Consider the following 13,148-nt stretch of genomic DNA (forward strand, 5'->3'; position numbering starts at 1 on the left):
CGCCACCCGGCACAATCCCACAAGGATTAACGCATTATCCGGTCATCAACGTAGTGACGTTTATCCGGCGCTGGCGGGAAATACTGATACAGCCAGGTTTCACTGATGGCATCCCCCTGACAGCGCAGGAACAGGCGCATATCTACCGGCTCGGTCGAATCCGAGGTTGGGTACCAGTCAAACAGAATGCGATAACCGTCAAACGGTTCTACGTACAGGATCTCAACCTGCTTCGCCTCACCGCTGGAGAGAGTAATCACCGGCTCGATGCCTTTTGGCGCAGCGGCCTTCAGGTCGCCACCGACAAAGTCGATAGCAAAGCGGCGCGCCCACACTTTCGGGTAATTTTCACCCGGCGCCCAGCCTTCCGGGAAACCGCCCATGCCGGTGCGGGTGGCGAAAACATTAGCCAGCGGGGAACGCACCGGCGGCATTGCGCTCCAGTACAGGCGATATTTAAAGTCCAGCTCGTCGCCCGCTTTCACCGTTTTCTCCGGCTGCCAGAAGCAGACCACGTTATCCAGCGTTTCACCGGTGGTCGGGATCTCCATCAGACCAACCGCGCCTTTACCCCAGTCGTTGCGCGGTTCTACCCACAGGCTTGGACGCTTGTTATACCAGCCCATCACGTCCTGATAGTGCGAGAAATCACGATCCAGCTGCAGCAGACCAAACCCTTTTGGGTTTTTGTCCATATAGGCGTTGAACTGCAGCTTCTGCGGGTTGTTCAGCGGACGGCAGATCCACTCTCCGTTGCCGCGCCACATCGCCAGACGGTCTGAGTCATGGATTTGTGGGTGAATGGTGTCGCACATGCGTCGTTCGTTATTGCCGCAGCTGAACATACTGGTCATCGGCGCGATGCCGAGCTGTTTAATGTCTTTACGCGCATAGAGGTGGTTTTCCACCTCCATGATCACCTGGCTCTTCTCGCAGTGGATCACGAACTTATAGGCACCGGTAATGCTCGGGCTGTCCAGCAGCGTATAGACGGTAAACGTGGTGTCACCTGGCTTAACGGTTTCAAACCAGAAGGAGGTGAAGTCCGGGAACTCTTCCGGCGTGTCAGTAAAGGTGTCTACCGCCAGACCGCGCGCGGAAAGGCCGTACTGGTAGGTATCGTCAACCGCACGGAAATAGCTTGCGCCGAGGAAAGAGACGATATCGCGACGCGCCAGTTCCGGCGCCTTAAAGGCGCGGAAGCCTGCAAAGCCAAGATCGCTTTGCCCTTCCAGCTGTTTGGTATCCACACCGGTTTCACCGTAGCTGAACAACTCCGGTCGGAAGTGGATCTCACGCGCCATAGAGGTCGACTGGTCCAGCGAGAACATCCGCACGCGGCGGCGAAACCCCATTCCCATATGGAAGAACTGCACGTCCAGCTGACGCCCTTCAATGTTGTTCCACAGAGACTGCTTCTCATCGTAGCGGATGGCGTTGTACGCCTGCGGCGTCATGGTGGCCAGCGTGTCCGGCAGCGGACGTGGCGCACCACCCCACGGGGTTTTCGCCAGGTCATGCGCCATGGATTGCAGTACGGAGAAGTCAAAACGACGGCTCTGACCGTCAGCGATGTCAGAGTCAGCAGCGTATGCCGCTTTGGAAAACAGGGAAGCAAGGCCAGAGGTGCCGCTCAGGGCTGCCACTGCCAGCGAGCCTTTTAGAAAACGTCTGCGATTCATGCCTGGAAAAACGTCCTTATGGTCGTGTGAATGTGTTTCGCGCTCGGCGAAATGACGGCAAGAAAGAACGCACAGCCTAAACAAAAATGGTTAAGAATCCAATTGTTGGCCGGTGATTATATGAACAAAGTGAGAAATATTTTCTGTCGACCAGAACGGCCCGAAAGTGGTGTAAAGAAAGCCTGGAAAATGTGTAGAAAAATGCCCCGACGCGACATCGATCGCCGGGGCAAATGAGGCGGTTATTTTACGCTGACATCGATACCCGGAAAGTACTTATCAGCGAGTTTAGCGATCGTGCCGTCGGCACGCACTTTATCAATCGCGGCATCAAGCTGCTTTTTGGTGGCCTCGTCACCTTTACGCAACCCAAAACCGATCCCACTCCCGAGGATAGTGTCGTCAGACACCGGTTTGCCGATGAAGCCAAACCCTTTCCCCTGCGGCTTGCTGAGGAAACCTGCCTGCCCGGCCGCGGACATCACCAGCGAGGCGTCGATACGGCCATTAAGCAGGTCGCCCCAGGCCATATTCTGATCTTTATAAGACACCACGGTGACACCCTGCTTTTCCCAGTGCTCTTTCGCATAGGTTTCCTGAATTGAGCCCTGCAGCACGCCGATGGTTTTCCCCTTCAGCCCTTCTGGGGTCGCTTCTACCGCCGTACCGGCCTTGCCGACCAGCTGCGACGGAATGCGGTAAATCGGCTGGGTAAAATCAATGCTCTTGCGGCGCTGCTCGGTGATATTCATCGCCGAATTAATGGCGTCGAATTTCTTCGCCACCAGGCCCGGGATCAGCGCGTCAAACGAGGTTTCCACCCAGCTGCACTTCAGCGCTGCCGCTTTGCAAATGGCATTCCCCAGCTCAACGTCAAACCCTTCCAGTTCGCCTGAGGCATTACGGCTTTCAAACGGCGGATATTCCGCTTCCAGACCATAACGCAGCTCGGTCGCCGCGAAGGACGAAAAGGTACACAGCAATCCCATGCCGACGACTAACGCGCGTAATTTCATCTTATACTCCTCAGCGTGATTTAACCCGACACAGGGCCTGGGCACCTGCCCGTAACGTCGCCTCATCTTTCGCAAAAGAGAGACGAATCAATTTATTATCCTTACCGTCCGCATAAAACGCCGACAGCGGAATAGTGGCAACGCCGTACTCCACGATCAGCCGTTTCACCAGCTCGCTGTCGCGCTCATCGCTGAACGCGCTGTAATCCGCCAGCATGAAGAACGACCCGGCGCTCGGTAGCAGGGTAAACGGCGAATCGGCCAGCAGACCGTGCAGCAGATCGCGCTTACGCTGGTAAAACGCCGACAGCGACAGCCAGGTTTGCGGATCGACCATATGCTCCGCAAAGGCGTGCTGCATTGGCGTATCGGCAGAGAACATTAAAAATTGATGGACTTTACAAATCTCATCCATCAGTACCGCCGGGGCGACACAATACCCTACGCGCCAGCCGGTGACGTGATAGGTTTTTCCGAAAGATGAAATAATCACGCTGCGCTCCGCCAGCTGCGGGTGCGTGGCCATTCCATGATGCGGTTCACCGTCAAAAACCACGTGTTCGTACACTTCGTCAGACAAAATAATGATGTCGGTCTGGCGCGTCAGCGCCGCCAGCTGTTGCAGGTCATTGGCACAGAAGACCTGACCGCTCGGGTTGTGCGGCGTGTTAATGATGATCATGCGCGTGCGCGGGGTGATCGCGGCACGCACCTCATCCCAGTTGACGGCAAAATCCGGCACCGTGAGTTTGATAGCAATCGGGGTAGCCCCCTGCAGACGGACAATCGGCGCGTAGCTGTCAAAGGACGGTTCAAAGTAGATCACCTCATCACCGGGGTGCACGAGACCGCTTATCGCTGAATAGAGCCCTTCGCTGGCGCTGGCGGTCACCAGCACCTCGCTGGCAGGGTCATACTGCGTGCCGTAGAGCGTGGCAATTTTATCGGCAATGCGTTCTTTCAGCGGCTGCAGGCCGGTCATCGCCGCGTACTGGTTATGCCCTGACGCCATCGCTCGGGTGACGCCTGCAATCAGTTTCGGGTCACAGGAAAAATTCGGTGCGCCCTGAGAAAGGTTAATGGCGTTATGCTGTGCCGAAAGCTGGCCGATAACGGTAAAAATGGTGGTCCCCACATCTGGCAGTTTGGAGCGCGTTTGTACCGGCGTTCGTAAAGTCATCCTCTTTCCCTTCTCATGGACATTGCATAACTATTCAAACAACAAGTGCGTTGCCGGGACAATCGAATTGTTGTCATAATAGCCATGAGAAAAATGCATAGCTGAGGTGTTTCAATGTCTCGCCGTTCGCTCCCCCTTAACGCCATCGACGCATTTTTAGTCACCGCGCGTCATCTGAATCTTACCCATGCCGCCGCAGAGCTGTGTCTGACCCAGGGGGCCGTGAGCCGTAAGATCGCCTCCCTTGAGGCGTGGTTTGGCTTTCCGCTGTTTGAGCGCCACGCCCGCGGGCTGCGCCTCTCACCGCAGGGCAGCGCCCTGCTTCCGGAGCTGCAATCCACTTTCGAACAGCTGCTGACCGTGGCCGACCAGGCCCGTAGCCAGCATACCGTGATCCGGCTTAAGGCCCCTACCTGCGCCATGCGCTGGCTGGTACCGCGCCTGCTGGAGGTGGAGCACGCGCATCCGGATCTGCAGATCGCGCTGACGACCACCACCGATCATAACGTCAATTTCAAAACCGAATCTTACGACGCGGCCATTGTGTTTGGCACGCATATGAGCGCAGGCGATCTGCTGTTCGAAGAGGCGCTCACGCCGGTCATCAGCCCGGTGCGGGCAGGTACAACGCTGGGTTCACTGACGTTCCTTCACCCGACGCGGGATAAGACCGACTGGTCACTGTGGCTGGCGAAGCAGGAAGGTCCCGGGTTTGTTATGCACAAAAATCAACACTTCGATACGATGGATCTCGCCATTACCGCCGCCATTCAGGGGCTGGGCGTCGCCATTGCCGACGAAACGCTGGTGGCAGAAGATGTGGGTGCCGGAAGGCTGATGCGGCCCTATGAGACAAGCGTAAAAACCGGCGCGAGCTACCGGCTGGTGCTGCGCGAAACGCCTGACGAAGAAAATGGTCTGGCGGCGTTTCGCGCCTGTTTACTTAATCGAGGCTGACGTGGTGCTTCATCACCCGTTTAAAGAGGCTCATGCGCGCGCGCATAAAGCGGTTTTCAAGCCTGAAACCTGCATGTTTATTCACACCGATACGTAGCAGCACGTCCCGTCCTTTGCGGCACGCGGGCCAGTGCGTCGGCCCCGACAGGCTATCATGCGTTCCGGCATCGCGCGCAAAGCTTACCCAGTAATCGGCTACCCTGGCAGCAAACTGTAAATCCCGTTCGTTGACATACTGACGTGAAGGCTCCACCTGGCCGAGGGTATCGAACACGTAGGGCACTTCATTGCCATGCCACGCGCCGTTGATATAGGTGGCATGCTCCGCTTCAGCGACATAGTCAAACCAGTAACGCCAGCAAAGCCCGCCGACACGCTGCTGCGCCTGCATCACGACATAGCCCATGGTGGTAAACGCCATATCGCGACACACCTGTCTGCCCAGCTCTTCGTCGCCTTTCACACCCGGATAAAGCAGCTTGATGAGCCCCAGCCCAAAACGGCGCTCCCGGCGAAGTTTCTGGATTTGCCCGGCGAGATCGATGCCAAACACCGCCATGACGCTGGCTTCATCGCTGTTAGAACCTATCATCACCGGCACAGGGTGCTGGCGGGCAGCGAAAAAAACATCCAGCATGGCCTCCGGCAGTACGCAATCCCCGACGATCGGCGCCGGGGCGATGTTGAGTGGCGCGGTCAGCGGCCAGAATGACTCAGGCGGGATCGCGCGCAGCTGCTCTGCCGTCGCGTTTTCCAGTCCAAAATGGGCGGCCAGTGCTTCCCCTTTTTGCAGTGCCAGCTGGCGCGGCGTGTCGGGCAAGGTATATCCACTCTGGACTATCGCCTTATGGAACAGCCCTTCCGCCAGCGGCGAGGCCAGCAACGACAGCACGCTGCGGGCGCCAGCGGACTCACCAAACAGGGTCACGTTATGCGGATCGCCCCCAAACGCGGTGATATTCTCCCGCACCCATTCAAGCGCGGCAATCTGATCAAGCAGAGCAAAATTATGCACTACCCGCTCTTCTTCCCCCTCCAGCGCGGGATGGGCGAAAAAGCCGAGATGGCCGAGACGGTAGTTAATCGTGACCACAACCACGCCGCGCGCGGCCAGCGATTTGCCGTGATACGGTGGCAAGCCACCGGCACCAATCGTAAACCCGCCCCCGTGCAGCCAGACCATCACCGGAAGCGATCCCGGGCGGTCGACGGGGGACCAGACATTCAGATAGAGACAGTCTTCAGAGAACTGGCCGGGATCGCCCCCGCCCAGCTCCTGACAATATTCGCTGCTTTGCCAACTTGAGGCCGAAAATGCAGTGGCATCGCGAACGCCATCCCAGCGTTCTGGTGGACGCGGTGAGCGCCTGCGCCAGTCACCCACTGGCGGTGCAGCATAGGGAATACCGCACCAGCGGTGGACATTTTCATCGGTTAAACCAGTCAGTGCGCCATGGCGCGTTTCAACCACAGGGGCGGAAGGATTTTGCATAACGACCTTATTTTTTCCATCACACCCCTGCAGAGTAACGGTTTCAGAGCAAACCGCAACGCTGTTTGCTGCGCGTTTCAGCCTCCTCATAGAGGGAGAATTCGTCATACACCGGGCAGCCGAGCGCGGCTTCAAACGCGTCGCGGCTGGCATTACCGTGACTGCGCGCCTGAGTTTCATTCCCGAGATTGGACTGGAAAATCCCGGCGGCGCTGACCGGAAGAAAATCTTCGTAGGTAATCGGCTGGGCAACGACCCACCCGCGCTCAATCAGCGGCTGCGGATCGTCGCCGGGACGGAACGCATGACGATGGGCTTCCCCGGCGGGCGTCAGACGGTAGCGGAAATAAGCCAGTTCCTGGCGGCGCATTAACAGCTCGCTGTCCGGGAAGGCGCTGAAAATCTCACGCAAATGAAGCTGGTGCGTCAGGTTATCTTTGCCGGTACCGGCCTTAGCCAGCAGGCTATCGTACAGTTCACGGCCTTTCGGCGTCAGCGCCACGCCGCGCTGTTCTATTTCACCGAAGCGGGCGGTGTGGGTGCCCTTATGTTCACCGGCAAACAGCACCGGCTCTTCGAGCGCCTTGAAGCTGGTTTGACGCAATAACACGGGCACGTCACGACGCGGCGGCCCTTCGATCAGAATTTTGGGCTCAATACCATACTTCGGCATCAGCTCCTGCACCCGGTCAATATCCAGCGTGCGCGGCGTGAGGTGGTTAATATGGCACCCCGGGAAGCAGACCACATCCGCAATCAGGCGATGTTCGTTATGCAGTGCCAGATAAGTTTCCTGATCGACCGTCGCATGGCGGTGCCAGCGGAAGGTTTCCAGCGCTTCCTGAACAAACTCACGCGCCTGGACGTCAGTAAACTGCCCTTCTGATTCCCAGAGATCGAGAAGTGCCAGACAGCGCGGGGTAAAAATGTTCCGCTGAGCAAGGATCTCCGCCGCGCGCTCGCGTAGCGGGACGTTTTCTATCAGCTCAAGGCGCAGCAGTGAGGTAAAGATACGAAACGGATTCCGGCACAGCGCCGCATCATCTACCGGACGAAACGCCGTTGAGTGAACCGGCACCCCCGCCTGAGAGAGATCGTAATAGCTGACCGGATACATGCCCATAATGGCAAACATACGACGCAGGGTGGAAAGCTCTTGCGCCGTGCCGACGCGGATCGCGCCGTGGCGCTCCACGTTCAGACGGGCAAGTTCATCGGCGTTCGCCAGTTGTTCATGTAATAGCGGGTTATTTTCCAGAACCGCCAGGTTTACGTCCGCGACCAGTTCGAGCAACGTGCCGTACTGCGGAACTTCCTGCTGGTACATCGCCGACATAGCCTGCGAAAAATGTTCCCGAATATCATCAGCCGTGATGGTGTTCGCCATGATGTCATGCCTCCAGTGAATATTACCTGGAGTGTAGAGAAACCCGTTCCTTCCGGGGGGAAGAATTTCTGATTTGTGATCTTAAGACGACAGTGGTCAAACCGTGTGCTACCGGAGCTTGAGCAGACCTTATCAGGACGGTTCTGCCGCCTCGTTATTTTTCTCTGGAATTTCCCTATAATTATTTTTGGTGCTGTTTTATAGCTATAAAGGAGTACGTTTTTCAGGTCTTACCGTCTGTAAAATAATCGGATTGAGCATACCGTGGTTTTTACCCTCAGCTTTCAAATTTTTAGTGCAAACTTAGGACTAATCCCACCCTTCGCTTACAAGTCCTTCCCACCTCTTCATATTTTCAAGGTAAGCGAAGCGTAAAGCCTTAATTATTTCAAAATAACGATACCGCAAATAGCAAAGCGCATTTGACGAATGGCGCTCAGCGACTAGAGTTATTACTCGAACGACGAGTGATACGAAATATATTCGTATCGTACTGACATAACCAATATATGAACATGAGGTTTAATATGGCAGAGCATCGTGGTGGTTCAGGTAATTTCGCGCAAGACCGTGAAAAAGCATCAGAAGCTGGTCGTAAAGGTGGCCAGCACAGCGGTGGTAATTTTAAAAACGATCCGCAACGCGCATCTGAAGCGGGTAAGAAAGGGGGACAGAACAGTCACGGCGGAGGCCGTAAATCTGATAACTCCTGATCTTATTTAGTACTCTTTTAATAAAACCAGAGAGCATGCTGCGGGCTGAAAAGCTCGCAGTACCCTTTCTTTATTTTACCGGAGCGTAATAATTATGAATATGAAAAGTGTAGAGGATGTATTTATTCATCTTCTGTCGGATACCTACAGCGCAGAAAAGCAACTTACCCGGGCATTAAGCAAGCTTGCGCGGGCCGCGTCCAGTGAGAAACTGAGCGCCGCCTTTACCGCACACCTCGAGGAGACGCAGGGTCAGATCGAACGCATCGATCAGATTATCGAGCAGGAAGACGGTATCAAGCTCAAGCGCATGAAATGCGTGGCAATGGAAGGCTTAATTGAAGAGGCGAACGAAGTCATCGAAAGCACGGAAAAAAATGAAGTGCGTGATGCCGCGTTAATTGCCGCAGCCCAAAAAGTGGAGCATTACGAAATTGCCAGCTACGGTACCCTTGCCACCCTGGCAGAGCAGCTTGGCTATAAAAAAGCCGTTAAGCTTCTTGCAGAAACACTGGAAGAAGAAAAAGAGACCGACCTTAAACTCACCGATCTGGCCGTAGGGAATATTAACCAAAAAGCGCAAAAATGACGCTATAACACAGGTTAAATAAAATGAGCATCAGTCCCAGGACAATTAAACGGTGCCATTTAACGGCAGCTATAATATGGTTCATTCTCGCTATCCCTTCCGTAATATGGTGGAAGAGCAGCGTACTATGGGTCATTATCATCAGCATCTACGCTAATATTGTCGGCCATTTGTCTGGCTACAGTGCCGCGCGTGCCGATCAGGCTGCTGAAAGTGAGACTAAATAAGCGAACCCTAATGAGGATACAATGATGAATCACGTAGAACACTACCATGACTGGCTACGCGATGCCCATGCGATGGAAAAGCAAGCCGAATCTATGCTGGAATCCATGGCCAGCCGTATTGATAATTATCCTGATGTTCGCGCCAGAATTGAGCAGCATATTAATGAGACAAAACGGCAAATAACCTTGCTGGAAGAAATCCTCGACCGGAATGATATTTCTCGTTCAGTTTTAAAAGACTCGATGAGCAAAATGGCGGCGCTGGGGCAGTCCATCGGCGGCATGTTCCCGTCTGATGAGATCGTTAAGGGGTCGATCAGCGGCTATGTTTTCGAACAGTTTGAAATCGCCTGCTATACCTCCCTGCTCGCGGCGGCGAAAAAAGCGGGCGATACCGCCTCGATACCCGCTATTGAAACGATCCTCGCCGAAGAGCGCGAAATGGCCGACTGGTTGATTCGTCATATTCCGCAGACCACGGAACAGTTCCTGCTGCGTTCAGACGCATCGGGCGTCGAAGCAAAAAAATAATCAGGGAGAATCGCCATGTTCCGACACGTTAAACAGCTGCAATACACGGTTCGCGTTGCTGAACCGAACCCAGGCCTCGCCAATCTTTTACTGGAACAGTTCGGTGGGCCGCAGGGCGAACTGGCTGCCGCCTGCCGGTACTTTACGCAAGGATTGAGCGATGACGATCCGGGCCGTAAAGATATGCTGATGGATATCGCGACCGAGGAGTTAAGCCACCTCGAAATCATCGGTACCCTGGTGGGCATGCTGAATAAAGGCGCGAAAGGCGCGCTGGCGGAAGGGGTGGAAAACGAGGCCGAGCTGTATCGGTCCATGACCGAAAACGGCAATGACAGCCATATTACCTCCCTGCTCTACGGTGGTGGCACCCCGCTCACTAACTCTGCGGGCGTGCCCTGGACGGCGGCCTACGTGGACACCATCGGCGAGCCAACGGCGGACCTGCGCTCAAACGTGGCAGCAGAGGCCAGAGCGAAAATCATCTATGAACGTCTGATCAACGTGACCGACGATCCCGGCGTAAAGGATGCCCTGGCGTTTCTGATGACGCGCGAGGCGGCGCATCAGCTCTCCTTTGAGAAGGCGCTGCAGTCCATCCGTAATAATTTCCCACCGGGAAAATTGCCGCCAATCGAGGAATTCACCAACAAGTACTACAATATGTCTGAAGGTGGAGAGGTTCGCGGAAGCTGGAACAGCGATAAACATTTCGATTACGTTGAGTCCCCCCAGCCTGCGGTTGACGGCGGCGATGGCAGCGCAAGCGTCACGCTCACGACCGAACAGGCAACCCTGGTCAAGGCGATGTCTGCCCGTACGAAGTCCGATCCACATTCCGACCCGCTGACCGGTGCCGAGCTGGGTGCCGGTAAGACTAAACCGTAATCGGTTTTGCCGGGCAGCCATAAACTGCCCGGCAATTCTCGTGCCCCATCGTTTCAGAGGTACGGACCATGTTCGAACTCGACGCGTTCCATCTGGCCAGAATTCAGTTCGCTTTTACCGTCTCGTTTCATATCCTTTTTCCTGCGATCACCATCGGCCTCGCCAGCTATCTGGTTGTGCTGGAGGGCATGTGGCTGCGCACCAAAAACGACGTCTGGCGATCGCTGTATCACTTCTGGCTAAAGATATTTGCCGTTAACTTCGGTATGGGGGTCGTTTCCGGATTGGTCATGGCGTACCAGTTTGGCACCAACTGGAGCGGATTCTCACAGTTCGCGGGCAGTATCACCGGTCCACTCCTCACCTATGAAGTCTTAACCGCTTTCTTCCTGGAAGCCGGTTTCCTGGGTGTGATGATGTTCGGCTGGAATAAGGTTGGACCGGGCCTGCACTTCTTTTCCACCTGCATGGTCGCGCTCGGCACCCTAATGTCGACCTTCTGGATCCTCGCCTCCAACAGCTGGATGCATACGCCGCAGGGGTTCACCATCGAGAACGGACAGGTCATTCCGCAAGACTGGCTGGCAATCGTCTTTAACCCCTCCTTCCCTTATCGCCTGATTCATATGGCTATTGCCGCGTTTCTGAGCAGCGCGCTGTTTGTCGGCGCGTCGGGTGCCTGGCACCTGCTGCGCGGTAACGATACGCCCGCCATCCGAACCATGTTCTCGATGGCCATGTGGATGGCACTGCTGGTCGCCCCCATCCAGGCGGTGGTGGGCGATATGCACGGCCTGAACACGCTTGAGCATCAGCCCGCCAAAATCGCCGCCATTGAGGGACACTGGGAAAATCCGCCCGGCGAGGCCACCCCACTGCTGCTGTTTGGCCTGCCGGATATGGAGGAGGAACGCACCAAATACGGCCTCGAGATCCCCGCGCTCGGCAGCCTGATCCTGACGCATAGCCTGGATAAACAGGTTCCGGCCCTGAAAGATTTCCCGAAAGAAGATCGCCCAAACTCGACCATCGTTTTCTGGTCGTTCCGCATCATGGTCGGGATGGGGCTGCTGATGATTACCCTCGGTCTGCTCAGCCTCTGGCTACGCTACCGTCACCGGCTTTTCCACTCGCGCCCGTTCCACTGGTTTGCGCTCTGCATGGGGCCAGCGGGGCTGCTGGCGCTGCTCGCCGGCTGGGTAACCACCGAAGTGGGCCGTCAACCGTGGGTGGTCTATGGTTATCTGCGCACGATTGATGCGGTCTCCCTGCACAGTACTCTGCAAATGAGCATCAGCTTGCTGGCCTTCTTCGTTGTTTACTCGTCGGTGTTCGGCGTGGGGTATGTTTACCTCATCAGGTTGATTAACAAAGGTCCGCAGCCCGTCGATACGCTGACGTCAAACACGTCGGGCACTCCCGCCCGTCCGCTGTCTGCCGCGGAGTCCGTTTCAGAACAGGAGAGAATCTGATGGGCGTTGATATCGCTGTTATCTGGTTTGCCATCATCGTCTTTGCCACGCTGATGTACATCATTATGGATGGCTTTGATTTGGGCATCGGTCTGCTGTTCAACTTCGTGGGCGATGCCAGGGAACGCGATGTGATGGTTAATAGCGTGGCCCCGGTGTGGGACGGTAACGAAACCTGGCTGGTACTCGGCGGCGCGGGATTGTTCGGCGCGTTTCCGCTGGCCTACGCGGTGATTATTGATGCGTTGACCATCCCCCTCACCGCCATGCTCATCGGCCTCATCTTTCGCGGCGTCGCCTTTGAGTTCCGTTTTAAAGCGACGCCCTCACACCGCAAATTCTGGGACTACTCCTTCGCAGGCGGGTCCTTGCTCGCCACCTTCAGCCAGGGGATCGTCGTAGGGGCAGTGATCAATGGCTTTGACGTGGAAGGCCGGCGCTTTGTCGGCTCTGCGCTTGACTGGCTGACGCCCTTCAATCTTTTCTGTGGCATCGGGCTGGTCGTTGCCTATACGCTGCTGGGGACCACCTGGCTCATAATGAAAAGTGAAGGCGCACTGCAAAACCGCATGCGCGAGCTGACGCGCCACGTGCTGCTGGCACTGGTGGTGGTTATTGCGGTGGTCAGCGTCTGGACGCCGCTTGGCTGGCAGTACGTGGCCGACCGCTGGTTTACCTTGCCCAACTTCTTCTGGTTCCTGCCGGTTCCCCTGCTGGTAGGGCTGTTTACGGTGCTGATCTGGCGGCTGACCCGCAACCCGGCAAGCCACTCGCGTCCGTTCCTGCTCACGCTGGGGCTGATCTTCCTCGGTTTTAGCGGCCTGGGTATCAGCCTGTGGCCAAACATTATTCCGCCCCATATCACCCTGTGGGAAGCCGCGGCACCGCCCGCCAGCCAGCTATTTATGCTGGTCGGCACCCTGCTGATCATTCCGGTGATTCTGGTGTACACCGCCTGGAGCTACTACGTCTTCCGGGGCAAAGTGTCGGATACTGAAGGCTATCACTGAGGAA

The 13,148-nt window shown here is 56.0% G+C and carries 13 protein-coding genes; 8 read left to right on the top strand and 5 right to left on the bottom strand.

Going from position 1 to position 13,148, the window contains the following annotated elements:
* Positions 1 to 26: 26 nt before the first annotated feature.
* The 3 genes from O1723_RS10895 to O1723_RS10905 form a co-directional block, all read right to left on the bottom strand.
* Positions 27 to 1,682, bottom strand: a complete 1,656-nt coding sequence (locus O1723_RS10895) for a glucan biosynthesis protein D (RefSeq protein WP_014883798.1) — start codon at positions 1,680 to 1,682, stop codon at positions 27 to 29.
* Positions 1,683 to 1,924: 242 nt separating this feature from the next.
* Positions 1,925 to 2,698, bottom strand: coding sequence for a transporter substrate-binding domain-containing protein (locus O1723_RS10900; protein ID WP_023330389.1), 774 nt, complete (start codon positions 2,696 to 2,698; stop codon positions 1,925 to 1,927).
* Positions 2,699 to 2,708: 10 nt separating this feature from the next.
* Positions 2,709 to 3,878, bottom strand: a complete 1,170-nt coding sequence (locus O1723_RS10905) for a pyridoxal phosphate-dependent aminotransferase (RefSeq protein WP_038421160.1) — start codon at positions 3,876 to 3,878, stop codon at positions 2,709 to 2,711.
* Between the two features lie 114 nt (positions 3,879 to 3,992).
* On the opposite strand from O1723_RS10905, the gene O1723_RS10910 reads away from it, so the two are divergent.
* Positions 3,993 to 4,835 carry a LysR family transcriptional regulator gene (locus tag O1723_RS10910; RefSeq protein WP_014883795.1) on the top strand — a complete coding sequence of 281 codons (843 nt, stop codon included), beginning with the start codon at positions 3,993 to 3,995 and terminating at the stop codon, positions 4,833 to 4,835.
* Here O1723_RS10910 and O1723_RS10915 read toward each other — a convergent pair.
* A complete protein-coding gene (locus O1723_RS10915) occupies positions 4,822 to 6,327 on the bottom strand; it encodes a carboxylesterase/lipase family protein (RefSeq protein WP_479983827.1) in 1,506 nt (501 codons plus the stop codon). The two genes, O1723_RS10910 and O1723_RS10915, sit on opposite strands and share 14 nt — an antisense overlap.
* 43 nt (positions 6,328 to 6,370) lie before the next feature.
* On the bottom strand, positions 6,371 to 7,714 hold the full coding sequence (gene hglS / locus O1723_RS10920) for a 2-oxoadipate dioxygenase/decarboxylase HglS (protein ID WP_014883793.1): 1,344 nt from the start codon (positions 7,712 to 7,714) through the stop codon (positions 6,371 to 6,373).
* Positions 7,715 to 8,241: 527 nt separating this feature from the next.
* Between hglS and O1723_RS10925 the strand changes: the two genes are divergently transcribed.
* The 7 genes from O1723_RS10925 (at position 8,242) to cydB (ending at position 13,144) form a co-directional block, all read left to right on the top strand.
* Entirely contained in the window at positions 8,242 to 8,427 is a 186-nt protein-coding gene (locus O1723_RS10925) for a con-10 family general stress protein (RefSeq protein ID WP_014883792.1), read from the top strand.
* A 94-nt stretch (positions 8,428 to 8,521) separates the two neighbouring features.
* The gene (locus O1723_RS10930) at positions 8,522 to 9,016 is read left to right on the top strand and encodes a YciE/YciF ferroxidase family protein (RefSeq protein WP_023337266.1); all 495 of its coding nucleotides are present in this window, start codon (positions 8,522 to 8,524) and stop codon (positions 9,014 to 9,016) included.
* 23 nt (positions 9,017 to 9,039) lie between these two features.
* Positions 9,040 to 9,243 carry a hypothetical protein gene (locus O1723_RS10935; RefSeq protein WP_023335667.1) on the top strand — a complete coding sequence of 68 codons (204 nt, stop codon included), beginning with the start codon at positions 9,040 to 9,042 and terminating at the stop codon, positions 9,241 to 9,243.
* 24 nt (positions 9,244 to 9,267) lie between these two features.
* Positions 9,268 to 9,774, top strand: coding sequence for a ferritin-like domain-containing protein (locus O1723_RS10940; RefSeq protein WP_014883791.1), 507 nt, complete (start codon positions 9,268 to 9,270; stop codon positions 9,772 to 9,774).
* A gap of 15 nt (positions 9,775 to 9,789) precedes the next feature.
* Positions 9,790 to 10,662 (top strand): manganese catalase family protein, encoded by an 873-nt coding sequence (locus tag O1723_RS10945; RefSeq protein ID WP_008502274.1) that lies wholly within the window; start codon positions 9,790 to 9,792, stop codon positions 10,660 to 10,662.
* Positions 10,663 to 10,730: 68 nt separating this feature from the next.
* Positions 10,731 to 12,134, top strand: coding sequence for a cytochrome ubiquinol oxidase subunit I (locus O1723_RS10950; RefSeq protein ID WP_248190567.1), 1,404 nt, complete (start codon positions 10,731 to 10,733; stop codon positions 12,132 to 12,134).
* Positions 12,134 to 13,144: a cytochrome d ubiquinol oxidase subunit II gene (gene cydB, locus O1723_RS10955; RefSeq protein ID WP_014883788.1), complete on the top strand. Its 1,011-nt coding sequence runs from the start codon at positions 12,134 to 12,136 to the stop codon at positions 13,142 to 13,144. The genes O1723_RS10950 and cydB overlap by 1 nt, the downstream gene beginning before the upstream one ends.
* Positions 13,145 to 13,148 lie beyond the last annotated feature (4 nt).

It is taken from the genome of Enterobacter cloacae complex sp. HYC080_NIDB (assembly GCF_056673325.1).

Excerpts from the sequence above, each read along its gene's own strand:
- O1723_RS10910 (WP_014883795.1), top strand. The coding sequence starts at position 3,993 with ATGTCTCGCCGTTCGCTCCCCCTTAACGCCATCGACGCATTTTTAGTC.
- O1723_RS10935 (WP_023335667.1), top strand. The coding sequence starts at position 9,040 with ATGAGCATCAGTCCCAGGACAATTAAACGGTGCCATTTAACGGCAGCT.
- O1723_RS10930 (WP_023337266.1), top strand. The coding sequence starts at position 8,522 with ATGAATATGAAAAGTGTAGAGGATGTATTTATTCATCTTCTGTCGGAT.
- O1723_RS10940 (WP_014883791.1), top strand. The coding sequence starts at position 9,268 with ATGAATCACGTAGAACACTACCATGACTGGCTACGCGATGCCCATGCG.
- O1723_RS10950 (WP_248190567.1), top strand. The coding sequence starts at position 10,731 with ATGTTCGAACTCGACGCGTTCCATCTGGCCAGAATTCAGTTCGCTTTT.
- O1723_RS10925 (WP_014883792.1), top strand. The coding sequence starts at position 8,242 with ATGGCAGAGCATCGTGGTGGTTCAGGTAATTTCGCGCAAGACCGTGAA.
- O1723_RS10915 (WP_479983827.1), bottom strand. The coding sequence starts at position 6,327 with ATGCAAAATCCTTCCGCCCCTGTGGTTGAAACGCGCCATGGCGCACTG.
- O1723_RS10895 (WP_014883798.1), bottom strand. The coding sequence starts at position 1,682 with ATGAATCGCAGACGTTTTCTAAAAGGCTCGCTGGCAGTGGCAGCCCTG.
- O1723_RS10900 (WP_023330389.1), bottom strand. The coding sequence starts at position 2,698 with ATGAAATTACGCGCGTTAGTCGTCGGCATGGGATTGCTGTGTACCTTT.
- O1723_RS10945 (WP_008502274.1), top strand. The coding sequence starts at position 9,790 with ATGTTCCGACACGTTAAACAGCTGCAATACACGGTTCGCGTTGCTGAA.
- hglS (WP_014883793.1), bottom strand. The coding sequence starts at position 7,714 with ATGGCGAACACCATCACGGCTGATGATATTCGGGAACATTTTTCGCAG.
- cydB (WP_014883788.1), top strand. The coding sequence starts at position 12,134 with ATGGGCGTTGATATCGCTGTTATCTGGTTTGCCATCATCGTCTTTGCC.
- O1723_RS10905 (WP_038421160.1), bottom strand. The coding sequence starts at position 3,878 with ATGACTTTACGAACGCCGGTACAAACGCGCTCCAAACTGCCAGATGTG.